This is a genomic window from Autumnicola edwardsiae (assembly GCF_031846505.1).
GTDB lineage: Bacteria > Bacteroidota > Bacteroidia > Flavobacteriales > Flavobacteriaceae > Autumnicola > Autumnicola edwardsiae.
Map to the genome: position 1 here is coordinate 23,674 of NZ_JAVRHP010000021.1, position 22,180 is coordinate 45,853.

Below are 22,180 nucleotides of genomic sequence, written 5' to 3' on the forward strand. Positions count from 1 at the left end.
GCAGCAGAAATAACTGTTCGTTTTTTGATTGATGAATGACCCCGGAGTGATGACCGGGGTTTTATTGTTTCTACCGGTTCAGCCGTATCACATACTTTTACAGAAACTAAACTTTTGTTAATCTACTCTACCAGCTTCTACTATTTACTTTATTGTACGTAAATTATCTAAAAAAATATTGTGGAAAAGCAGCAAAAAGTTTTGGTCGCAGGAGCATCTGGCTCTTTGGGACTGGAGATAGTGAAACTCTTAAATGCACAGGGGCGGCCTGTTCGCGCCCTCACAAAATCTGACGAGGGGAAAGAAAAACTAATTCCTTACACTAACGATATTTGGAAAGCCGATGCAAGCAACAGCGAGGAAGTTGCTAATATTACAGAAGGTGTGGATACCGTGATTTCGGCTTTGGGAAACAGTGTAAGCCTCTTTACTCCCAATGAAAAATCCTTTTATAAGATTGATTTTGAATCCAACCGAAATATTCTGCGTGATGCCGAGAAAAATGGCGTAAAAAGGTTCGTTTATACTTCTATAAAAGGAGCCGATGTAGAGAAAGATTTTGCTGTAGCACGCTCACATAAATTACTTGAACAGGCGCTGCACGGCTCGGGTTTTGATTATACGATTATACGTCCTGTGGGATTCTTTTCCGGCCTTAATGACTTGATGATAATGGCCAAGAGAAAGGTTATACCTATAATTGGAGATGGAAGCGCCAAAACAAACAGTATACACCATGCAGATCTTGCTAAGGTTATTTGCGGTTATGCAGATGAAGGGCCTGAAGTGATCGAGGTAGGTGGTCCAAAAATCCATACCCGCCTGGAAATGGCAGAAATGATCCAGGACACTATAGGTGGACGGGTGGTAAAGGTACCGGAAGTGCTGGCTGATATAGGTTTAAAATTGCCCAATTTTTTCGAAGATATTCATGAGAAACTGGACTACTTTAAATATGTTACTACCACTGATATGATCGGCGAAAAAAACGGAGATATCACCTTCAAAGAATATTTAGCTAATCTAGATAAAAATCAATTACCTTAATGTCTGAACAGTATGATGCAATAATAACAGGGAGTGGATCTAATGGATTGGCTGCGGCTATTCATCTTCAGCAAAAAGGTTTGAAAACTGCCATTTTTGAACAAGCATCTTCCCCGGGAGGTTCCACCAGGACAGAGGAAGTCACACTACCTGGCTTTAAACACGATATTGGCTCTGCAATTTTACCAATGGGTGTCGCCTCTCCATTTTTCAGGAATTTACCCCTGGAAAAGCACGGACTGGAATGGATTTATCCTGACATTCCGTACTCGCACCCTTTTGCCGATGGTACGGCGCTTGCCTGTTTTGAAGATATAGACAGGACAGCAGCACAACTATACAAAGATGAAAAAGCTTATAAGCAACTTTTTAAACCAATTGTAGAAAAATGGTCACAGATAGAAAACAACCTCCTTGGTCCGCTGTCCTGGCCGGAACATCCTATAGAACTTTTGAAGTTTGGATTTAAAGCATTGCCATCTGCAAAAATGTTGGTGAACCATTATTTTAAAGAAGAAAAAAGCAAGGTCTTCTTTTATGGCTCTGCTGCACATTCCACTTTACCTTTACAGGCGATTGCTTCAGCTTCTTTTGGACTTGTATTAAGCACCATGGCTCATAAATACGGCTGGCCATTTCCAAAAGGTGGCGCAGGAAAATTTGTTGAAGCACTCCTCTCCTATTACAAATCTTTAGGAGGTGAGCTTTTTCTGAATAGAAAGGTGGAAGATGTTAACGAACTTCCGGAAGCAAAAGCATATCTTTTTGACCTGACTCCAAAACAATTACTAAAACTGAAAGGGACAGATTTCCCTTCGCTGTACCGCAAAAGAATGGGAAATTACAAGTATGGCGCCGGAGTCTTTAAAGTCGATTGGGCTTTAAGTGAACCAATCCCTTTTACAAATGAGAAATGCCGGAAGTCGGGAACCGTACATCTTGGTTTTTCTAAAGCAGAAATGGAAGAATCTGAAAATTCCATTCATAACAACCGAGTAAGTGACGCTCCTTATGTTCTTCTTGCCCAACATTCCATTTTTGACGATACACGGGCACCAGATAACAAGCACACAGCCTGGGCTTATTGCCACGTTCAAAATGGAAGCACTGCAGATTTTACGCAGCAAATAGAAGATCAGATTGAAAAGGCAGCTCCGGGATTTAAGGACTGCATCCTTGCTAAAACAACTATGAATACGCAGCAACTGGAGGTTTTTAACCCCAATATTATTGGCGGTGATATTAATGGCGGAAAACAAGATATTACTCAACTCTTCACGAGACCTATAACACAAATTTCCCCCTATTCCACGCCCAATCCCAAGGTTTACATCTGTTCTTCCTCAACCCCTCCTGGCGGTGGAGTACACGGAATGTGCGGATACAGCGCAGCAAAAAAGGTTTTAAAGGATCATTTTGAGGACTTGAAATAACATAATAGAGTTCAGAAGTCAAGAAAACAGTTAAATAACATCCCGACATTAAGTTTAGAAAAGATTTTTTAAATGACTAGGCTTAAATTTTGCGTCATAATCCCTCCACCTATTAACCTCAGTTCGATCTAAGGATTAGTAGAAAAGGGTCATTTGATTGGTTGTTTGAGTTTCAAATTTAATAGCTGGTTTCTTTTTCTGAAAGGAATATGCTATAAGGCTCGCTACAAGATTATTTATAAAATTACCAAAACTTCTATGTCTTGAATGTTCAGCTTGGCAGATATTTTTGAGCTGATCGTTGATGGTTTCTATGACAGATCGCTTTCGTAATAGGATTTTATCTCTCATGGTCATCAGCACATTTTTCATATTATTTCTTATTCCTGTCACTAAATGAAGTCCCTGATCGAATAGTAGTGCAGTCAATTCTTTAGAAAGGTATCCTTTATCTGCATACAGGCTACCAAAAACTTTCTTTAGAAAATTATCTTGTTTGATGGGTGTTCGGTCATCCACATTGGCCTGGGTGATTATGAAATCCAGGAGTTCCCCTTTATCATTTACAGCGATATGGAGCTTAAACCCATAGAACCATCCCATGGTGGATCTGCCAGTGGTGGCAATATCTTTGAATACTTTATTATTCTTTATCCGCTTATTCTTACAAGCTCGTATGGGAGTGGAATCTACAAATGAGATTCCGGTGCATTCTCCCAGGCAGCATGTTTTCATGTAAAGAGTAAGTGGAAGCATATTGGCCTGCATCAATTCTACAAAGCGGTTATAAGAGACTGTATCCGGAAATTCTTTTTGTAAATGTTCTTGTACATAATATAAATAGAAATGCTTAAAGGTGCGATGACCACTCAGGTGAAACAGAACAGTGATAGTTAATATTTCACTTGTAGACATCTTAAAAGTTCGATTTCGCTTGTTTTCTCCCCTGGTAAGTGTTCTTTGTTTCAGTGCAGGTTCAAAAACTTTACAAAAGTCATCGATAGAACAGAAAATTTCAGTAATTTTATTCGTAGAAATCATAAGCAGAAATTGAGTTAATATTTTGGTATTCAGCTACTTAAATATAACTATATTTCTGCTTTTTTCATGCTAAAAAAGCACTTTTCTTACGTCGAACTCAGGTTATTAAGAACTTGCCAACATTAGTCATTAAGCCAGACTCCCCATGAACAAAGGGAGTAACTATTATGTAAGAGTTTAGGACGAAAAGTAATGTGGATATATTTATGGACTCCATATTATCATTAATTATTATACATCTTTGAACAATTCTTAAAATTCCATATTTTTGTTTCCGAATTGAACTTGTAAAAAATTAATATATCAACCAGAGGACGAGGGATAAGAACCTGCCTGTGAGATTTAACAATTCAGTCATATGAGATATGCTATTAGCTATGTAAGCACCGCCAATCCGGCACTTTTAGAATATGAAATCCACAAAGCTCTGGATTTCAGTAAGAATTGGAATAACGACAATAATATTACTGGTATACTTTTGTATTCGCGAGGCAATTTTTTTCAGGTCCTGGAGGGCGACGAACAATTATTGAAAAGTCTTTTTAGCAGAATAAAGGCTGACGAACGTCATAAAGATGTGATAACTATTTTTCAAAAGAGTATACCCATCGTAAAATTTGACGGTTACGAAGCCGAATTCATTTCATTGGATAATAGGGATAATTTTACAGAAATGGATTCCTACCTTACCCAGATCGACAATTTAAATCCTGCCATACAAAGTTCTGTAAAGTACATCTTAAAAAACTTTACAGAAGGTATAAAATAAATTTTATCTTGCTATTTTTGTGCACATTTACAACAGCACACCTATGACAAAGAAACTTATTGCCCCCTCTCTTCTTGCTGCCGATTTCGGCAACCTTCAGCGGGATATAGAAATGGTAAATTTGAGTGAGGCAGACTGGTTTCATATTGATATCATGGACGGGGTTTTTGTTCCGAATATTTCCTACGGAATGCCGGTTCTGGAAGCCATTAAAAAACATGCTAAAAAAACTATTGATGTGCATCTAATGATCATTGATCCTGATAGGTACATCAAGGAATTTTCCAATCTGGGAGCCGATTACCTTACTGTGCACTTTGAAGCTTGTACGCACCTGCACAGAACGCTTCAGGTTATAAAAGCGGAAGGTATGAAAGCCGGTGTAGCGATAAATCCACATACAAATGTAGACTTACTAAAAGATGTCATAAACGATATCGACTTAGTTCTTGTAATGAGCGTAAATCCAGGTTTTGGAGGACAAAGCTTTATCGAAAACACCTATAAAAAGATCAGCCAGCTGAAAGAGCTTATTGTGAACAGCAATTCTGATACACTTATAGAAATTGACGGAGGTGTTTCCGATAAAAATGCTGCTCAACTTTGCAAGGCCGGTGCCGATGTATTGGTGGCAGGAAGTTTTGTTTTTAAAGCAGAAAATCAGATTGAAACCATTCAAAATCTAAGACAACTTGCAAATTCCTGATAAACCTTACGACATTGTAATTATTGGAGGCGGCCCAATTGGTATAGCCTGCGGACTGGAAGCCGAGAAAAAGAACCTCTCCTATGTGATCCTGGAAAAAGGATGTCTGGTTAATTCCCTGTATAATTATCCAACAAACATGACCTTCTTTTCTACTTCAGAAAAGCTGGAGCTTGATGATATTCCTTTTATAAGCAACAACCCGAAGCCCAGGAAAGCAGAAGCATTGGAATACTACCGGAGGATTGCTACTTCAAATCAATTAAACATTAACCTTTTTGAAAAAGTAACTTCCGTAGAAAAAAAAGAGGATAAGCAGATTTTTGTAGAAACTGAAAAAGCTTCTTATTTTACCCGAAATGTGATTGTGGCTACGGGCTTTTATGATATTCCGAATTATATAAATATTCCTGGAGAGGATTTGCCCAAAGTCTTCCACTACTATGGAGATCCACACTACTACGCTACCCGAAAAACCGTGGTTGTGGGAGCCAGTAATTCTGCTGTAGATGCTGCACTGGAAATTTACCGAAAAGGTGGGGACGTGACGATGATCGTAAGGAAGCCTGAAATTGGAAGAAGAGTAAAATATTGGGTGCGACCAGATATTGACAATCGTATAAATGAAGGTAGCATTAAAGCACATTTTAACGCTAAACTAACTGAAATAATGGAAAATGAAGTGGCTATTGAAACGCCGCAAGGAACGGAAATTATTGAGAATGACTTTGTTCTTTTAATGACCGGTTACCGTCCTAATTTTGATTTTCTTCAGAAGATGGGCATCAAATTATCTGATGATGGTAAAAAAATACCAAATTACGACCCACATACTATGGAAACCAATGTTTCCAACATATATCTGGCCGGTGTAGTTTGCGGTGGTGTAGACACCCACAAGTGGTTTATTGAAAATTCCAGGGTTCACGCAAAAATGATCCTCGAGAATATTGTTTCAAAAAGTTAGGCATCACCCAATAAAGGTGATGCCTAAAATTTGGCAATTATCAGGCAAAAGGACCAAAATCCCTTGGTTTGTGCTGTACGGTCACCCATTGTAGGGTTGTAAATTCTTCCAAAACAAAATCACCATTAAAACGACCTATTCCGGAGCCTTTTTCGCCACCAAAAGGAGCATTTGGTTCGTCATTTACCGTTTGATCGTTCACATGGATCATTCCGGTTTCTACTTTTCTGGCAAAAGCGACTCCGCGTTCAACATTTTGCGTAAATACGGCACCGCTTAGCCCATGTTCTTTAGAATTGGCTATTTTAAGTGCCTCCTCTTCAGAAGAAACTCTTATAATAGGTGCCACAGGTCCAAAAATCTCATTATCGGCTATTGGCATCTCATCTCTTACATTATCCAAAATCGTAGGCTCCAGCACATTATCTTTAGCCTTACCTCCAATCCTGAGGATCGCCCCATCGCTGGTACTGTCGTTGATATCTTTTAGAATTCTCTCTACCTGATCGTGATCTATTAAAGGACCCACAGTAGTTTCTTTGTCTGAAGGATCACCAAACTTTAGCTGTTTGGTCTTCTCTACAAATTTCTCTACAAACTCATCTGCAACTTTTTCATCTACAATTATGCGGTTTATGGACATACAAATCTGCCCCTGATGCATAAATTTGCCAAATACCGCTGCATCTACAGCATTCTCTATATGGGCATCATCCAGAACAACAAAAACATTGTTACCTCCAAGTTCCAAGGAGGTTTTCTTGACCGCTTCTCCAGCTAGTTTCCCTATATTTCTTCCTACAGGAGTAGACCCGGTAAAGGAAATAAGTTTAGAATCGGGATGTGAAACAAAATGATCTCCTATTGAAGAGCCTTTCCCAATTACCACATTAAAAACGCCCTTTGGAAGGCCAGCTTCTTCAAAGATTTTAGCCGGCAGGATCGCGCCTGTTACCGGTGTATCTGAAGATGGCTTTAAAACAATAGCATTCCCCGTGGCCAAAGCAGGCGCTATGGAACGCATAGAAAGATTTAAAGGAAAATTCCAGGGGCTTATTATCCCTATTACACCTAAAGGTTTTCTATACGCCCTACTTTCTTTTCCCGGAGTAATAGAGTCGAAAATAAAGCCGTGCATCCTTGTGGGGAAAGATGCAGCTTCTTTCATGATACCAAGGGTAATTAAGATTTCCCTCTCTGCCTTTATTCGTGTACTTCCGGCTTCTTTTATAAGCCATTCTACAATTTCTTCTTTGCGTTGGGTAAGGATCTGCACTGCTTTTTGAATAATTTCTGCCCTTTCCTGCGGAAGGGTTTTCCCCCATTCCTCTGCGGCTTTTTTTGCCGCAGCATGTGCATCATCTACATCTTCTGCATTTGCCCCGGTAATTTTATTAATTTCAGAATTATCGTAAGGGTTGATGTTTTGGATAGTGGAATCATCATTCCCGTCCCGCCAGGTTCCACCAATAAATTGCTGATTTAAATTTGTGTACTTTTCCATATTTTTTTTCTGAAATTATGGAAATGAGAAGGGAATGGCCGTTAAGAAACCTATAAAAAAGGATGAATTTAGAAACATTGTCAAAAGTCTTTTCTTCTGAAGACCCGTATCAATTTTACATAAGCACTACTTCTGAGTCGGTAGAGGATTTACCTCTACTTAAAATTTTACCGTAAAATTCCAGATCGCATTTCCTGCTTGTGTAAGAATCCTCCAGCCACTCGGCCACTTTATCCTCTGGAATAGCGTGTACTATAATGTTGGGATAGATAGAAGCCGGAGAAGACCGGTTAATCCCCACTTCCAATACTCTCTTCTCCTTGTTGTAGTGTACGAATTTCGCAAGAAAATTATGTTTAATGAGCTCCACGACATCCTGAGAAAGATCCTTTCCAACAGCGCAATCTTTTACACGCTGTTCTACCAAAGCTTGCAGTGAGGCTTTAATCTCCTCTGTTTTAATATAAGAAACCATAGAATATAATTGTTAAAATATTAAGTAAACATTGAATAACACTTAGAATGATAGCTGAAACCTCAAAATAACATTCACTAATTTATGTAAAAATGTAAACTAACTCTTAAATTTATCCAGATATAAAATGTTAATTCCCAATTACTTAATTCAGTTTAAAATCAGATAACCCAAAATAAGATATTCTTTTATTGAAGATAGTGTCATTATAAAATTCACAATATACTTTCGGATACGGGAAGTAGTTAAAATGAAAAAAGCGGCTTTTTTTAAAGCCGCTTTTTAAAGATAATAGATAATTCCAGATGTTAGTGCATCAAAACAACCTCACTATTCTTTGTTAGGTTATTTCTACTTATAAGCCGGCCGTAAAACTCAAGATCGGAATCCTCATTTCCACAGGAAGTCACGATTTTTTCTTCCGCATCATCAAGTTTAAATTTATATGTCTGAATTGTAGGATATACTGTTTCAGAATCATCACCTTTATCTTCTATACCAATTTCAATAATCCTCTCAGACCTGTTGTATACAACAAATTTGGCCAAGAAATTATGTTCTAAAAGCTCTGTAAATTCCGGACATAGTTTATTACTGTTCTTGCATTCCTGCAAATACTGCTTTATTAGTATTCGCAAAGAAGCCTGAATTTCGTTCTTATTTAAATATGAAGCCATAGTACTTTATGTTTTGTTTAATGACATAAATATATCCCATAAGCTCCCATTGGAAAACTTTTTTAGTCAGGTTTAACTTCAATCATTAAAAGAATGATAACAAAAAAGAAAACAATAAGTATAATTATATAATTTTCAGTTGTTTACGAAATAACACTCTTGAAAACTGAAACTTTTTCTTAACTAAGCGTAACTTCATACAAGGCAAAAGTTGTTCTAAATGGATCAATGCTTAAAGCAGATTTTCCCGAGTATAAATTGCTGCCTATATATATTATAAGTATTTTAAAAGAAAAAATTGGTTCTTGTGTTTAGAACCTCCTCTTGCTTGTCGTAAAAGAAAAAATATGCAACGCCTTACTAAGAAAAATTACAAGAACGAATTTGTGTCTAAGTTTAAAGGAGACGAAAGTGGTGATCTTTCCCCCAGGCAAACCCCGGGAGTACTTTATAGCAAGGCTCATCCTTCTCCTGTTCCCAAACCAAAACTCCTCGCCTGGACAGAAAATCTTGCTCAGGATTTGGGAATTTCAGAACCAGATGATGAAGATGTGGCAGTACTTGCAGGTAATAAAGTGACTACCTCTATGCAACCTTATGCAGCTTGCTATGCCGGCCACCAGTTTGGAAACTGGGCGGGGCAATTGGGAGATGGCAGAGCTATCACCCTGGGAGAATGGGAGAATAAAGGAAGAAAATGGGAGCTTCAGCTAAAAGGAGCCGGGCCAACTCCCTATTCAAGAAGGGCAGATGGCAGGGCGGTATTAAGATCTTCGGTAAGGGAATATTTGATGAGCGAAGCAATGCATCATTTAGGAGTTCCAACCACCAGAGCCCTAAGCCTGATTTCTTCGGGAGAGGAAATTTTAAGGGACATGTTCTATAACGGAAATCCTGAATATGAACCCGGCGCAATAGTTATGAGAACATCACCATCTTTCCTGCGCTTCGGAAATTTTGAAATTCTGGCTGCAAGGAACGAAATAAATAATCTTCAGAAATTAGTTGACTGGACTATCGAAAGATTTTACCCCCACATTACCGGAGAAAATAAAATTATTCGCTGGTATAAAGAAGTCATAGAAAAAACAGCGGGTCTTATGGTAGAATGGCAAAGAGTAGGTTTTGTGCACGGGGTAATGAACACCGATAATATGTCCATCCTGGGACAAACTATAGATTATGGACCATTTTCGTTTATAGATGATTACAACCCGGGGTTCACTCCCAATACCACAGATCTTCCCGGGCGTCGCTATGCTTTTGGGAATCAGCCTTCAGTAGGTTACTGGAACCTGGGCAAATTAGGAAATGCACTCCTTCCCCTTTTTGATCAACCTGATGAACTTGAAGAAGCTATGAATTTCTATGAGGAAATTTTCTGGAGAAAATATTACGAAATGATGGCAAATAAACTGGGACTGGATAAAGTTGAAAAAGAAGATCAACTGTTAATTGCTCAATTTGAAAAAGTACTTTCTACTGTAAACCCAGATATGACCATTTTCTATCAGTTACTTACCCATCTTCCCAAAGATCTTACTAAGGATGAATCCATCCTGAATTATTTTAAAGATAGCTTTTATGAGTTTCCGGAGGAAAGTGAAAAGAACTCCTTGCTGGAATTAATAAATAATTACCAGAACAGATTGAAACAAAACACGATTTCAGAAAAAGAATCACGTGAAAAAATGGAAAAAGCAAATCCCCGTTTTGTCCTTCGGAATTACCTGTTGCACCAGGCCATTGAGGAATTGGAAAAAGGAGAATCATCACTTTTTGAAAAATTAAGAGTTGCCCTGAAGGATCCATATTCAAAAAAACATGACGAATTCTTTAAAAAGAGACCAGATTGGGCTTCTAAAAAAGCAGGCTGCTCCATGCTCTCCTGCAGCTCATAAAGCTTCTCTTCTGAAGAATTATCCATACAAGTTTCAATAAAACATCAACTGAAGACATTATAGATTTCTAATTTATGTGGCCCTTCTTTCCACTGAAGTTCCCTAGAACGAGTGTCGAAAATTGCCAAAATAAGGCATAGGCTTCCCGGAAGGGTAATAACTTTTTTTCAAGGTAAACGGACCTTACTAATAGTTGTACAGCGTAAACCTTTGAATAGAAACATCATCTACAAAAGAACGAATATGTCGTCCCTGGTGCGTCTGGTCACCATTTAAATGTTGATAAACCTTCCATTTTCCGTCTTCAAAATAGCCAAGATCGGTTTTTAAGATACCTACCCTGCCACTGGTATCCTTCAGGTTTTTCATTTTTAATGACACACCAAAACCTGCAAAGTAAAACTCATTTTCTCCTGTTTGAATAATTATAGCTCCGGCAGGTTCCCATTCGTCGGAGGCGGCATTCGGCTCCCAACCTAAATTAAAGGTATGTTCAGCCGTAAATTCATAATCGCCCAGCACAAATTTTGCTTCATTTACTTCTTTGTCCAATAGTACCCCCTCAACTTTGTCCTGACCTCTGTATTTATCCAAAATTGGCTTAATTTGATGAACAACTTCATAAACTTCGGCTAACTTTTTTTCTTTATGATTTAAAGGCTGACCCGGTATTTGTTCAATAGAAAAAGGTGAGAATCCCAGCGCCTCATAATGACCAATTGCGTAAAGTGCTTTTGCTGCCACGGTATTATCAAAATTATGTTCGGGAACAAAAAGTGGGTTATCCTGCCTTACATAGAGGTCGTTCCAGTATTTAAACCGCGGATTATAAAAGTCGGGAGCATAAAAGTCGATATCTGGAGAAGCCGCTTTCCACACGTCCAGAATGTGGGGTAATGGACCGGCACTTGGATATTCTCCAGGTTTTGCTCCAGGACGGTTGAGTGCTGCATTTACAAAAGCAGGCAGGGCATATTCTTCTTTTCCTGCAGCAGAAATCTGGTTTGTATACCGGGCAAAGTAATAGGCCATAAAAACTTCATCGGTATGTAAATCGCCAAACACTTCTTCCCAGCTCCCATTGTTTTTAAATCCATTCTTCTTCCATATTTCAAGAAATTCAGGATTTAAATCGGATTTATTTTCGACTAGATATTGAAGTAAATCAGCAGGAACTTCCTCTTTAAATTTTTGGTTTGCCATGGAATGATGGTCCCTTGCCGATGGTAACATTCCAATTTCATTTTCGGGCTGCATTAAAATAACAGTCTGGTGCCCCGCATCTATATCTTTAATATGTCGTAAAAGATGCCTGTATGCATTTATCTCTGCTTTTAAAGTTTTTTCAGAAAATGGTGTAAGAATTTCCTGGCTCTCCCCTGTTTCACCTTTAGCACGAGGAAACCGTTCCTGGTCCAATTTTACCCAAGCCGGGGCGTGGCTGGACATACTGTTTTTCCATGCACCAAACCAAAGAAATACTATTTTTAAATTATGCTCCCTGGCTTCAATTATTAAATCCTCCACCAGATCGTAATCAAATTCTCCTTCTTGCGGCTCTAACAGTTCCCAATAAACTGGAACCAGAATGGTGTTTAGGTTTAATGATTTAAACCTCGGCCATACAGCCTCCATAGATTCCATAGTGGTTGCAGTAGAATTACCCAATTCCCCTCCCAACATCAAAAAAGGCTTTCCACTAACTACTAGTTGATGTTCGTCCCTTACTTTCTGTAAATGCGGAATTTGTTGTGCCGTCAAATTCTGAACCTGAACTATTGGGAAAACTATTAATAAAAATAGTACTTTTTTCATATTAATTTTAAAAAAGTTCATTCTCCTCTTTTACGATTAGAGACCTAATATAAGAGTAATTCTGTGAAGGGCTTCAAAATCGAAATCAGAAGAACAGAAGTAATTCTTTTTCCGCATATCATTATCTTTCGCGTAAAAATGGAAAGAAAAATTACAATATTGCAAAAATCATAAATCGAGTAAAAGAAAAAGAAGTAGAACTGGATGGCGGGATCAAACTAGATTTTGACTCCACCGTTAATTTATCTGAATAAATTAATTAGGAGAAACCTCTAATGAATTTAAGCCCCACTTTAATACAGTCAGTGAAGTTATCTGATGCTTATGAGTTCCCAATTAATATAAGCTTTGACTACAATTGGTTCCGCCTCTTAAGCATGACGTATGCTAAAATAAAAAATCTGCAGCTTTCGCTGCAGATTTTTTATTTAATTCGTGACCCCGGCAGGATTCAAACCTGCAACCCTCAGAGCCGAAATCTGATGCGCTATTCAGTTGCGCCACGGGGCCGTTATTTTTTCTAATCTCACAATTTTATAAGCCTGTGAGGATTAAATTTATTTACTCAATTTGCTTTTTACAATAGAAGAAATGGTCTTACCGTCTGCCCTTCCTGCAAGTTCTTTAGATGCCATTCCCATAACTTTTCCCATATCCTGCATCCCGTTGGCTCCGGTTTTTTGTATTACCTCTTCAATTTTTGCTTCTATCTCTGACTCACTCATTTGCTCTGGCAGGAAGCCCTCAATTACTTCAGCCTGTTTTTCTTCAGGTTCAGCCAGATCCTCTCTTCCCTGCTCGCGATAGATAGCAGCACTTTCTTTGCGTTGCTTTACAAGTTTTTGTAAAAGTTTTAGTTCTTCATCTTCTGATAACCCATCCTTGGAATTACTATCAGTATTAGCCAAAAGAATGGCACTCTTAACAGCTCTAAGGGCCTCCAGCTTTGTGCTGTCTTTAGCCCGCATAGCCGCTTTCATCTCAACCATTACCTTATCCTGTAAACTCATAGTCCCTTATTTCTGAGTGCGAAGATAAAATATTATATTTAAAATCACCACTAAAATCCAATACCAAAATTAACACCTTTCAGGATCAATTTTCTATTCGCCTTAATCCCAAAGGATAACTAATTTTTCACATTATCAGCATTTTAGTTTCCGGACTTGTTACTTCAATTGCCCTTCTTGTTATGTATGATTTTAATTATTTAATCAAATTTATTTTAATGGATTATATCCATTATATCGGATTATTTCCTAGTTTAGGCAAAATTATTAAAGAATGAATTTCGAACGGATAAAAGAAAAACTTTCGATTCTGGCAGACGCGGCTAAGTACGACGTCTCGTGCTCGAGTAGCGGCAGCAACCGCACAAACAAGGATAAAGGTTTGGGCAATGCTTCTAATATGGGTATTTGCCATAGCTACACAGAAGATGGTAGATGTGTTTCTCTACTTAAAATCCTGCTTACCAATCACTGTATTTTTGATTGTGCTTATTGCGTCACCCGTAAAAGTAATGATATTAAAAGAGCTGCTTTTAAGGTTCAGGAGGTAGTGGACCTCACAATGAACTTCTATAGGCGCAATTATATTGAAGGGCTCTTCCTTAGTTCCGGGATTTTTAAAAATCCTGACTATACTATGGAACGACTAATTGCAGTAGCAAAAAAGCTTCGGCTGGAAGAAAATTTTAACGGATATATTCATCTTAAATCCATTCCGGGTGCAAGTGATGAACTTATGCAGGAAGCAGGCTTATATGCAGACCGGCTGAGTGTCAATATCGAAATTCCAACTGTTTCCGGACTTAAACTTCTCGCTCCAGATAAAAACCATGAAGATTTCATGAAGCCAATGCGCAAGGTCAGAAACGAAATAATAAGAAACCGCGAAGAAAGTAAAACATTAAAATCAGCTCCAAAATATGCCCCGGCAGGGCAAAGTACGCAAATGATTATTGGTGCCACAGGAGAAACAGATAGGGATATCATGTACACCGCAACCTACTTTTATAAGAAATACAATATGAAAAGGGTATATTACTCCGGCTATGTCCCTGTAACTTCCGATCCCCGCCTTCCTGCCCTCACCTCTGCAGTTCCCATGCTACGGGAAAACCGCCTTTACCAGACCGACTGGCTGCTTCGTTATTATGGCTTTAATATAAGAGAGTTACTTAATGATGAACACAAAAACCTGGATATAGATGTTGACCCAAAGTTAAGTTGGGCTCTTCGCAACATGCACCTCTTTCCGGTAGATATAAATAAAGCTGAAAAACAATTACTGGCGAGAATTCCGGGAATCGGATTAAAGTCTGTTCATAAAATTATCGCTGCACGTAAGCATCGCAGCTTAAACTGGGAACATCTTAAAAATATTGGAATTGCTAAGAACCGTGCCCGATATTTTATAATATGTAATTCCGAAGGATGGGAGAAGAGGGACCTAACTTCAGAGAAAATAAAAAGATTAATTCTGAAAAGTTCCAGCAGCAAATTCGCAAAAAATTATAGTCCTCAATTGTCAATTTTCGACTCATGAAAACAGTTTTAAGTTATGACGGCCGCTTTACCGGCTTCCTTACCTGTGTCTTTGCTACTTATGAGGAAAAATTAGAAGTAGTTGACATTCAACCAGAACAAAAAGCATCAAAATTACTATTTAGCGACCTACAAAATATTATTACAGATGAAGCTAAAGCTGCCCGGGTTGCAATAGCAATTAACAGGAAATGTTCGGCTTCCGGAAGAAGGAATCTTTACCGCGCATTTCTTAGTGAAGAACCAGGAATTGAATTGATTATGCTAAAGTACCTGCAATACGTTTTTGAGAGCAACCAAAAAGTTGATGCTGATTTTAGCCACTCCGCCGTTCTAAAAATTTCAAAAATGGCCAAAAAAGTGGCGCGGGAAAAGCACCGGATGGAAGCTTTCGTACGTTTCAAGCTCACAAAAGATCTACTATATTTTGCCTCAATTGAACCAGATTTTAATGTTTTACCTCTCATTCAGGAACATTTTAGAAAAAGATATTCAAATCAAAAATGGATTATTTACGATTTTAAAAGAAATTATGGATTATATTTTGACCTTCAGGAAATTAAAGAAATAGCTATAGATTTTAATCGACATTTTAACTATAACACTAATAATATTGCAGTGTTCAGCGAAAAAGAAATAGAATTTCAGCAATTGTGGAAAGAATATTTTACCAGTACTAATATAGCATCCAGAAAGAATCTAAAGCTTCACCTCCAGCATGTGCCAAGACGGTATTGGAAACATTTAAGTGAAAAGAGCCTATTGCATAATTAAAAAATAGTTTAAATTTGTTACTTCAACTAATTAAACAATTTTTACAATGAAAAAATTATTTTTATTATTCGCCGTAGCAACAATGTCTCTTTCTATCTATTCTTGTAGAGAAACTACTGAAGAAAATGTAGAAAACGATATGGAAGAAATTGGTGACGACATCGAAGAATCTGCTGAAGAAGCAGGAGAGGATATCGAAAGAACTGCTGAAGAAGCTGGTAACGAAGTAGAAGCAGAAGTAGAAGGAACTGATGATATGTAATTATCACCATAACTAATATTCTTTTTAAAGCCATTCCGTTAATCCGGAATGGCTTTTTATTTCAACCTAACATTATTGAAGATGAAAAAATTAACTTTAGTAGTTGTCGCTGTTCTATCTTCTTTTCTTTATTCCTGCCGTGAGAGCACCCGGGAAAAGACCGAAGAAGCCGTGGAGTCCATAGGAGAAGATATTGAAGATAATGCCCGTGAAGTTGGAAGAGAACTTAAAGAAGGCGCAGAGGAGATAGACAATGAACTGGAAGAAGAGCTGGATGAGCTGGATCGCACCAATCACAACGAAGAAATCGAATAAAATAAATTTTAAACAAACTTTTGAGGACTATTTCTTCCGTTCTATTACATAATTCACCATTAGCTCAAGAGAGTCCCTGTAAATGGATTGAGGATAATCTTTGAGAAGCAGCAAAGCTTCCTGCTGGAATTCTGTCATTTTTTCCTCGGCATACTTTAGGCCGCCCTTGGTTCTAACAAATTCAATGACTTCTTTTACCCTCTTTTTATCTTTATTGTACCTCTTTACAGAGTTGATTAGCCACGATTTTTCTTTCCCGGAACAATTGTTAAGGACATAAATAAGAGGTAATGTCATCTTTTGTTCTTTAATATCTATTCCGGTGGGCTTTCCAATTTTGGCCTCTCCATAATCAAAAAGGTCATCCTTAATCTGAAAAGCCATTCCTATAAGCTCCCCAAACCGGCGCATCGTGGTCATATCTTTAGAATCGGGCTTTACAGATGCAGCACCAAGGCTACAACATGCAGCAATCAAGGTGGCTGTTTTCTGCCTTATAATATCGTAGTAAACGGCTTCAGTAATATCCAGCCGCCGCGCCTTTTCAATCTGCAATAATTCGCCCTCGCTCATTTCCCTTACCGCAACAGAAATTATCTTTAGAAGATCAAAATCATTATTATCTATAGACAAAAGGAGCCCTTTGGAAAGCAGGTAATCGCCAACTAAAACGGCGATTTTATTTTTCCATAAAGCATTAATACTGAAGAAACCGCGCCTGCGATTGGAATCGTCCACAACATCATCGTGAACAAGTGTGGCCGTGTGAATTAATTCTATTACCGAAGCACCGCGATAGGTACGCTCATTTACCGTACCTCCAGATACCATCTTAGCAACCAGGAACACAAACATAGGCCGCATCTGCTTCCCTTTGCGGTTCACAATATAATGGGTAATCCTGTTGAGCAGGGCAACTTTTGAAGACATGGACTCAAAGAACTTTTTTTCAAAAAGTTCCATCTCCTTTTCCACCGGAAGTTTTATTTGGGAAATTACCTTCATAAAGCAGTGAGCAAAGATAACTTTTTATACCGAAATCCTGCCGCTTTTAAACCCGGTAGATCAGGCAGATTTATTTGCGAGTTGTCCGCAGGCTGCATCAATGTCTTTTCCCCGGGAACGTCTTACGGTAACGGTAATTCCGTTTTTCTCGAGCATCTTCTGGTACATATCTGTAGCTTCGGCAGAGGCTTGCTGAAAATGCCCGTCATCTATAGGGTTATATTCAATTAAATTCACCTTACAGGGAACAGCCTTACAAAAATCCACCAGGGCCTGTGCCGCTGCTCGATTATCATTAATCCCTTTCCAGACAATATATTCGTATGTGATCCTGCTTTGGGTTTTAGCATACCAGTATTCCAGTGCTTCTTTTAAATCCTTTAAAGGAAAAGTCTCATTAAAAGGCATAATTTGTGTCCTCACCTCATCTATAGCCGAATGTAGGGAAACGGCAAGCTTTATCTTTGCTTCGTCATCGGCAAGTTTTTTGATCATCTTGGGAACACCAGAAGTTGAGATGGTAATTCTTTTAGGAGACATTCCCAGGCCTTCTTTTGAAGTGATTTTTTCAACTGCCTTCATTACATTGTTGTAGTTCATCAAAGGTTCTCCCATCCCCATAAATACAATGTTGGAGAGAGGTTTATCAAAGTAAAGCCGGCTTTCGTTGTCTATAGCAACAACCTGATCGTAGATTTCATCAGGATTAAGATTGCGCATTCGTTTCAACTTGGCCGTTGCACAAAACTGGCAATCCAAGCTACAACCAACCTGGGAGGAAACACAGGCTGTAGTTCTCTTTGGAGTAGGAATAAGAACAGATTCCACAGTAAGGCTGTCATGCAATTTTACAGCATTTTTAATTGTACCATCACTGCTGCGTTGCATCTGGTCCACACGAATGTGATTAATAACAAAATTCTCCTTCAGCATCTCACGGGTCTCTTTGGAGATGTTGGTCATTTCTTCAAAAGTATGGGCACTTTTGTTCCAAAGCCACTCGTAAACCTGGCTTCCCCTAAAAGATTTATCTCCCTGGGAAACAAAGAATTCCTGAAGTTGCTTTTTTGTTAAGGCACGTATGTCTTTCTTGTTATTTTTCACGCTGCAAAAATACAAAAGACCTCACAGGTTTTAGAAACCTGTGAGGTCTTATTTAAAAAATATCTTTTAATATCCGTTAAAGGATCAACATAGCATCCCCGTAGGTATAGAATTTATACTTTTCCTTTACCGCCTCTTCATACGCTTTTTTCATAAAATCGTGCCCTGCAAAAGCAGAAACCATCATTAAAAGTGTAGATTTTGGAGTATGGAAGTTGGTAATCATACAATTAGCAATACTAAAATCGTATGGAGGGAAAATAAACTTATTGGTCCAACCCGCAAATTCGTTAAGGGTAAGGTCTGAAGAAACCGAACTCTCCATAGCTCGCATCACCGTTGTTCCAACCGCGCACACCTTTCGTCTTTCCGTTTTTGCTTTGTTGATTGTATCTACCGCCGGCCCTTCAATAAAAGCCTCTTCGCTGTCCATTTTGTGCTTGGAAAGATCTTCCACTTCCACCGGACTAAAAGTTCCCAATCCTACATGAAGCGTAACTTCAGCAAAATCGATTCCTTTTATTTCAAGACGCTTTAGCAGGTGCTTGGAAAAGTGTAATCCTGCAGTAGGCGCAGCCACAGCTCCTTCTTTCTTAGCATATATGGTCTGGTAACGATCTTCGTCTGAAGGTTCCACTTCTCTTTTTATATACTTAGGAAGCGGGGTTTCGCCCAGCTCATTAAGTTTTTTTCTGAAATCGATATAAGAACCGTCGTATAAAAACCGTAGTGTACGGCCCCTGGAAGTCGTATTATCAATAACTTCTGCAACAAGACTTTCGTCTTCGCCAAAATATAATTTATTCCCTATCCTGATTTTTCTTGCCGGGTCCACCAACACATCCCAAAGTTTGGTTTCAGGGTTTAATTCCCTTAAAAGAAAAACTTCGATCCTTGCCCCGGTTTTTTCCTTGTTCCCAAAAAGCCTTGCAGGAAACACTTTGGTATTGTTAAGTACCATTACATCCTGCGGATCAAAATAATCTATCAGGTCCTTAAATTGCCTGTGTTCAATAGTTTGATCCTTCCTGTTTAGAACCATTAGCTTTGCCTCATCCCTGTTTTCTGAAGGATATTCAGCCAAAAGTTCTTTTGGAAGTTCAAAATTGAAGTGTGAAAGTTTCATTCCCATAGTTGAATTTTTAAAGGGGGCAAATATACAACCTCAACATAGGGGTTGTCAAGTAAATAGCTGTTTATTTAAAAAATGATTTCTACGGAAGGACATAATGCCGAAAATCGCCATTTTTGAGACTTGTCTTAAACTGAAACAAGAAACAGTATCCTCGCTAAAAAGTTTTCTGCGGAAACAATTGACATCAATTCGTGAATTCGTGGTGGGAACTGCAGGTCGATAATTGCCATTTTGGAGCGCTCATCTTAAACTGAACCCATGAAACAGGAGACAAGAATCAGGAGAATCACTGAAAGGACTTTCTGCGGAAGCATTTAAACATTTTTCGTGAATACGTGGTGAAACTGCAGGTCGAAAATTGCCAATTTTCAACCTTCTCTTTGTACATCGAAGCCCAGACTTTCCAAATCTTCCCAAAAATCGGGATAAGATTTTGAAACTACCATAGCGTCTTCAACCTTAAACGGAACTTTTAATGCCAGCGGCGCAAATGCCATCGCCATCCTGTGATCGTTATAAGTAGCTACAGAAACGTCTTTATTTAGTGTCTTTGCCGGATGAAGTCTCAAACTATCATTAGTAATATCCACTTTCCCCCCAAACTTCTCAATTTCATTCTTTAAAGCAACTAATCGATCGGTTTCTTTGATTTTTAAGGTATGCAAACCACCTAACTGACATTCAATTCCCAGCGCGAGGCAGGTTACGGCAATGGTTTGGGCGATATCTGGCGAATTCTGAAGGTCTTCAGTGATCCTCTTCGGCTTTTTACAGGGCTTTTTCTTCAGAATAATAGAATCGTTCTCATGTTCTGTTTCCACTCCCAACTGACTATAAATCTTCGCCAAACACGAATCTCCCTGGAGACTGGTTTTACGATAATTAGATAATTTAAGCTCTGCCTCATCACAAATGGCAGCGATACTGTAAAAATAAGACGCTGAGCTCCAATCTGACTCGATATTGATCGTTTTTGCAGGCAGGCTTTCCGCAGGCTCAATTTTGATCCTGTTATTCTTAAACTCTCCTTTTATACCTGCATGCTGCAACATTTCCAGCGTCATGGAAATATACGGTGCCGAGGTAATTTGCCCATCCAGCTTAATTTCGAGTCCGTTAGGGAGCGAAGGTGCAATTAACATTAATGCCGAAATGTACTGGCTGCTGATATTTGCCTGTACCACAACCTCATCTTTTGTTAACTTTTTTCCTTTAATCCTTAACGGCGGGAAACCTTCTTCTTTTTCATAGGAAATAGCTGCTCCAATACTTTTTAGTGCCTCAACCAGCAATTTTACCGGGCGCTCCTGCATACGCGGACTACCCGTTAGCACCACTTCCCTACCTTCTTTAGCTGCAAAATATGCAGTTAGAAATCGCATGGCAGTACCGGCATGATGGATGTCCACCACCTCTTCTTTAGACTGCAGCGCCTTCTTCATCACCTGCGTATCGTCACTATTGGAAAGGTTTTTTACCTGAAGTGAAGTAAACAAGGACTGAAGAATAAGCAGCCTGTTCGATTCGCTTTTAGAACCGGTTATTTGTAATTCCCCAGAGAGGTTTTTTTCAGAATGTGATATTTTGATTTCCATTTAATTCAGTTATCGGAATTTTCTTCTCGTTTTTCTTTGGATCTAAACTGCCCGTAAGAAACTATAAGTCCATAGAAAAGTGCCGCTCCAATTTGGGCCAGAACATATCTTGGCCATTTATCGCCTGCAATATGATCGTTATAATAAGCTTCAAAAGCAAAGCCACCGTATTCAAAAAGAATTGAAATAAGGTTGTACAGAACGGCAAATATTAACCCGAGAATAACTACAGATTTCCAGTATTTCTTTTGTGAGACAATGCTCTTAAAACCCATCTATTTCAGCTTTTCATTATTGTGGTGCCTGTCGTGATCCCGCTTCGATTTTAAATCCAGTTTTTTATCGAACGCTTTTTGAAGATCCACACCAGTTTGGTTTGCAAGGCATAAAACTACAAAAACAACATCTGCCAGTTCCTCTCCAAGGTCTTTATTTTTATCGCTTTCCTTTTCACTTTGTTCACCGTACCTGCGGGCAATAATCCTGGCTACTTCCCCCACCTCTTCGGTAAGTTGTGCCATATTGGTGAGCTCGTTAAAGTATCTCACTCCATGTTCATTAATCCATTCGTCTACTGCTTTTTGAGCGTCTTGTAAATTCATAATTTAAACTTTAGAAAGAACTATTGCTTCGGTTTGCTTTTCTATAATCTGGCTATAAAAATTTTTTAATCCTTCATAATCTTCAGGCGTAAAATAGGTTTTTGGCAAATCCAAAGTAGATCTTATACTTAAAACAGATCCACTTTGCTGTACAAGAAAAGTATATTTTACTTCCCCGCCGTTAAGCTGTGCAATTCCACTTTCGGGAAAAGATTCCAGTACATAACCTTCAGGAACAACAAAAGTAATAGCTTCGTTTTGCAAAGAAGGAAAATCGAAGAAAATTGGATAATTTCTCTCATCGGCTTTAAATGGATTTTCTTGCAGGGCCTCAAACAAGAACGGCTGTAAATAAATTTTACCGTTAATTTCTTCTACCGGATTTCTTCCGGTAAATGTATAAGTTTCTTTAATCTCATCATTTACGTTCTGCCTGTTTTCCACCACAAGTTCCGAAATAGAATATTCACCTGCTCCTTTCTCCAGTTTTTCAAGATACTTCTC

Annotated in this window: 23 protein-coding genes and 1 tRNA gene; 10 read left to right on the forward strand and 14 right to left on the reverse strand. The window is 38.6% G+C overall.

What is annotated here, in order from left to right; all coding sequences use genetic code 11:
* Positions 1 to 180 precede the first annotated feature (180 nt).
* Both RM529_RS06005 and RM529_RS06010 read left to right on the forward strand, forming a co-directional pair.
* Positions 181 to 1,047 (forward strand): SDR family oxidoreductase, encoded by an 867-nt coding sequence (locus tag RM529_RS06005; RefSeq protein ID WP_311483849.1) that lies wholly within the window; start codon positions 181 to 183, stop codon positions 1,045 to 1,047.
* Complete coding sequence (locus RM529_RS06010) at positions 1,047 to 2,480, forward strand: phytoene desaturase family protein (RefSeq protein ID WP_311483850.1); 1,434 nt, start codon at positions 1,047 to 1,049, stop codon at positions 2,478 to 2,480. The genes RM529_RS06005 and RM529_RS06010 overlap by 1 nt, the downstream gene beginning before the upstream one ends.
* A 135-nt stretch (positions 2,481 to 2,615) precedes the next feature.
* On the opposite strand, the gene RM529_RS06015 is transcribed toward RM529_RS06010, so the two are convergent.
* The gene (locus RM529_RS06015) at positions 2,616 to 3,521 is read right to left on the reverse strand and encodes an IS982 family transposase (RefSeq protein WP_311483851.1); all 906 of its coding nucleotides are present in this window, start codon (positions 3,519 to 3,521) and stop codon (positions 2,616 to 2,618) included.
* Positions 3,522 to 3,879: 358 nt separating this feature from the next.
* Between RM529_RS06015 and RM529_RS06020 the strand changes: the two genes are divergently transcribed.
* The 3 genes from RM529_RS06020 to RM529_RS06030 are packed head-to-tail and all read left to right on the forward strand — an operon-like array spanning position 3,880 to position 5,963.
* Entirely contained in the window at positions 3,880 to 4,290 is a 411-nt protein-coding gene (locus tag RM529_RS06020; RefSeq protein WP_311483852.1) for a BLUF domain-containing protein, read from the forward strand.
* Between the two features lie 43 nt (positions 4,291 to 4,333).
* Positions 4,334 to 4,996 (forward strand): ribulose-phosphate 3-epimerase, encoded by a 663-nt coding sequence (gene rpe, locus RM529_RS06025; protein WP_311483853.1) that lies wholly within the window; start codon positions 4,334 to 4,336, stop codon positions 4,994 to 4,996.
* Positions 4,983 to 5,963, forward strand: coding sequence for a YpdA family putative bacillithiol disulfide reductase (locus RM529_RS06030; protein ID WP_311483854.1), 981 nt, complete (start codon positions 4,983 to 4,985; stop codon positions 5,961 to 5,963). The genes rpe and RM529_RS06030 overlap by 14 nt, the downstream gene beginning before the upstream one ends.
* Before the next feature lie 40 nt (positions 5,964 to 6,003).
* Here RM529_RS06030 and RM529_RS06035 read toward each other — a convergent pair whose 3' ends face one another.
* From RM529_RS06035 to RM529_RS06045, 3 genes are all read right to left on the reverse strand, one after another.
* Complete coding sequence (locus tag RM529_RS06035) at positions 6,004 to 7,467, reverse strand: aldehyde dehydrogenase family protein (protein WP_311483855.1); 1,464 nt, start codon at positions 7,465 to 7,467, stop codon at positions 6,004 to 6,006.
* A 115-nt stretch (positions 7,468 to 7,582) separates the two neighbouring features.
* Positions 7,583 to 7,942, reverse strand: coding sequence for a hypothetical protein (locus tag RM529_RS06040; RefSeq protein WP_311483856.1), 360 nt, complete (start codon positions 7,940 to 7,942; stop codon positions 7,583 to 7,585).
* A gap of 308 nt (positions 7,943 to 8,250) precedes the next feature.
* Positions 8,251 to 8,619: a hypothetical protein gene (locus tag RM529_RS06045; protein ID WP_311483857.1), complete on the reverse strand. Its 369-nt coding sequence runs from the start codon at positions 8,617 to 8,619 to the stop codon at positions 8,251 to 8,253.
* 347 nt (positions 8,620 to 8,966) lie between these two features.
* Here RM529_RS06045 and RM529_RS06050 point away from each other — a divergent pair, with 347 nt between their 5' ends.
* Positions 8,967 to 10,520: a protein adenylyltransferase SelO gene (locus tag RM529_RS06050; RefSeq protein WP_311483858.1), complete on the forward strand. Its 1,554-nt coding sequence runs from the start codon at positions 8,967 to 8,969 to the stop codon at positions 10,518 to 10,520.
* 186 nt (positions 10,521 to 10,706) lie between these two features.
* Here the strand turns inward: RM529_RS06050 and RM529_RS06055 are convergent, their stop codons facing one another.
* The 3 genes from RM529_RS06055 to RM529_RS06065 form a co-directional block, all read right to left on the reverse strand.
* The gene (locus tag RM529_RS06055) at positions 10,707 to 12,335 is read right to left on the reverse strand and encodes a GH35 family beta-galactosidase (RefSeq protein ID WP_311483859.1); all 1,629 of its coding nucleotides are present in this window, start codon (positions 12,333 to 12,335) and stop codon (positions 10,707 to 10,709) included.
* A gap of 436 nt (positions 12,336 to 12,771) precedes the next feature.
* Positions 12,772 to 12,845: transfer RNA gene (locus RM529_RS06060), tRNA-Arg, on the reverse strand.
* A 47-nt stretch (positions 12,846 to 12,892) separates the two neighbouring features.
* Positions 12,893 to 13,345, reverse strand: coding sequence for a GatB/YqeY domain-containing protein (locus tag RM529_RS06065; protein ID WP_311483860.1), 453 nt, complete (start codon positions 13,343 to 13,345; stop codon positions 12,893 to 12,895).
* A 274-nt stretch (positions 13,346 to 13,619) separates the two neighbouring features.
* On the opposite strand from RM529_RS06065, the gene RM529_RS06070 reads away from it, so the two are divergent.
* The 4 genes from RM529_RS06070 to RM529_RS06085 all read left to right on the forward strand — a co-directional run bounded on the left by RM529_RS06070 (position 13,620) and on the right by RM529_RS06085 (position 16,235).
* On the forward strand, positions 13,620 to 14,885 hold the full coding sequence (locus RM529_RS06070; RefSeq protein WP_311483861.1) for a putative DNA modification/repair radical SAM protein: 1,266 nt from the start codon (positions 13,620 to 13,622) through the stop codon (positions 14,883 to 14,885).
* A complete protein-coding gene (locus tag RM529_RS06075) occupies positions 14,882 to 15,658 on the forward strand; it encodes a TIGR03915 family putative DNA repair protein (RefSeq protein ID WP_311483862.1) in 777 nt (258 codons plus the stop codon). The genes RM529_RS06070 and RM529_RS06075 overlap by 4 nt, the downstream gene beginning before the upstream one ends.
* A 46-nt stretch (positions 15,659 to 15,704) precedes the next feature.
* Positions 15,705 to 15,920 (forward strand): hypothetical protein, encoded by a 216-nt coding sequence (locus tag RM529_RS06080; RefSeq protein WP_311483863.1) that lies wholly within the window; start codon positions 15,705 to 15,707, stop codon positions 15,918 to 15,920.
* Positions 15,921 to 16,001: 81 nt separating this feature from the next.
* Positions 16,002 to 16,235 carry a hypothetical protein gene (locus tag RM529_RS06085; RefSeq protein WP_311483864.1) on the forward strand — a complete coding sequence of 78 codons (234 nt, stop codon included), beginning with the start codon at positions 16,002 to 16,004 and terminating at the stop codon, positions 16,233 to 16,235.
* Between the two features lie 27 nt (positions 16,236 to 16,262).
* On the opposite strand, the gene RM529_RS06090 is transcribed toward RM529_RS06085, so the two are convergent.
* The 7 genes from RM529_RS06090 to RM529_RS06120 all read right to left on the reverse strand — a co-directional run.
* Positions 16,263 to 17,240, reverse strand: coding sequence for a polyprenyl synthetase family protein (locus tag RM529_RS06090; protein ID WP_311483865.1), 978 nt, complete (start codon positions 17,238 to 17,240; stop codon positions 16,263 to 16,265).
* 60 nt (positions 17,241 to 17,300) lie between these two features.
* Positions 17,301 to 18,344, reverse strand: a complete 1,044-nt coding sequence (gene rlmN / locus RM529_RS06095) for a dual-specificity RNA methyltransferase RlmN (RefSeq protein ID WP_311483866.1) — start codon at positions 18,342 to 18,344, stop codon at positions 17,301 to 17,303.
* A 76-nt stretch (positions 18,345 to 18,420) separates the two neighbouring features.
* Positions 18,421 to 19,470 (reverse strand): tRNA preQ1(34) S-adenosylmethionine ribosyltransferase-isomerase QueA, encoded by a 1,050-nt coding sequence (gene queA, locus RM529_RS06100; protein WP_311483867.1) that lies wholly within the window; start codon positions 19,468 to 19,470, stop codon positions 18,421 to 18,423.
* A gap of 377 nt (positions 19,471 to 19,847) precedes the next feature.
* Entirely contained in the window at positions 19,848 to 21,074 is a 1,227-nt protein-coding gene (aroA, locus tag RM529_RS06105) for a 3-phosphoshikimate 1-carboxyvinyltransferase (RefSeq protein WP_311483868.1), read from the reverse strand.
* A gap of 5 nt (positions 21,075 to 21,079) precedes the next feature.
* Positions 21,080 to 21,349, reverse strand: coding sequence for a hypothetical protein (locus RM529_RS06110; RefSeq protein ID WP_311483869.1), 270 nt, complete (start codon positions 21,347 to 21,349; stop codon positions 21,080 to 21,082).
* A complete protein-coding gene (locus RM529_RS06115) occupies positions 21,350 to 21,676 on the reverse strand; it encodes a nucleotide pyrophosphohydrolase (RefSeq protein WP_311483870.1) in 327 nt (108 codons plus the stop codon).
* Positions 21,677 to 21,679: 3 nt separating this feature from the next.
* Positions 21,680 to 22,180: DUF3858 domain-containing protein (locus RM529_RS06120; RefSeq protein ID WP_489752728.1), on the reverse strand; the 501-nt coding region annotated here is incomplete at its 5' end.

Coding starts and splice junctions, on each gene's coding strand:
- RM529_RS06010 (WP_311483850.1), top strand. CDS start 1,047: ATGTCTGAACAGTATGATGCAATAATAACAGGGAGTGGATCTAATGGA.
- RM529_RS06015 (WP_311483851.1), bottom strand. CDS start 3,521: ATGATTTCTACGAATAAAATTACTGAAATTTTCTGTTCTATCGATGAC.
- RM529_RS06020 (WP_311483852.1), top strand. CDS start 3,880: ATGAGATATGCTATTAGCTATGTAAGCACCGCCAATCCGGCACTTTTA.
- rpe (WP_311483853.1), top strand. CDS start 4,334: ATGACAAAGAAACTTATTGCCCCCTCTCTTCTTGCTGCCGATTTCGGC.
- RM529_RS06035 (WP_311483855.1), bottom strand. CDS start 7,467: ATGGAAAAGTACACAAATTTAAATCAGCAATTTATTGGTGGAACCTGG.
- RM529_RS06040 (WP_311483856.1), bottom strand. CDS start 7,942: ATGGTTTCTTATATTAAAACAGAGGAGATTAAAGCCTCACTGCAAGCT.
- RM529_RS06045 (WP_311483857.1), bottom strand. CDS start 8,619: ATGGCTTCATATTTAAATAAGAACGAAATTCAGGCTTCTTTGCGAATA.
- RM529_RS06050 (WP_311483858.1), top strand. CDS start 8,967: ATGCAACGCCTTACTAAGAAAAATTACAAGAACGAATTTGTGTCTAAG.
- RM529_RS06055 (WP_311483859.1), bottom strand. CDS start 12,335: ATGAAAAAAGTACTATTTTTATTAATAGTTTTCCCAATAGTTCAGGTT.
- RM529_RS06065 (WP_311483860.1), bottom strand. CDS start 13,345: ATGAGTTTACAGGATAAGGTAATGGTTGAGATGAAAGCGGCTATGCGG.
- RM529_RS06070 (WP_311483861.1), top strand. CDS start 13,620: ATGAATTTCGAACGGATAAAAGAAAAACTTTCGATTCTGGCAGACGCG.
- RM529_RS06075 (WP_311483862.1), top strand. CDS start 14,882: ATGAAAACAGTTTTAAGTTATGACGGCCGCTTTACCGGCTTCCTTACC.
- RM529_RS06080 (WP_311483863.1), top strand. CDS start 15,705: ATGAAAAAATTATTTTTATTATTCGCCGTAGCAACAATGTCTCTTTCT.
- RM529_RS06085 (WP_311483864.1), top strand. CDS start 16,002: ATGAAAAAATTAACTTTAGTAGTTGTCGCTGTTCTATCTTCTTTTCTT.
- RM529_RS06090 (WP_311483865.1), bottom strand. CDS start 17,240: ATGAAGGTAATTTCCCAAATAAAACTTCCGGTGGAAAAGGAGATGGAA.
- queA (WP_311483867.1), bottom strand. CDS start 19,470: ATGAAACTTTCACACTTCAATTTTGAACTTCCAAAAGAACTTTTGGCT.
- aroA (WP_311483868.1), bottom strand. CDS start 21,074: ATGGAAATCAAAATATCACATTCTGAAAAAAACCTCTCTGGGGAATTA.
- RM529_RS06110 (WP_311483869.1), bottom strand. CDS start 21,349: ATGGGTTTTAAGAGCATTGTCTCACAAAAGAAATACTGGAAATCTGTA.
- RM529_RS06115 (WP_311483870.1), bottom strand. CDS start 21,676: ATGAATTTACAAGACGCTCAAAAAGCAGTAGACGAATGGATTAATGAA.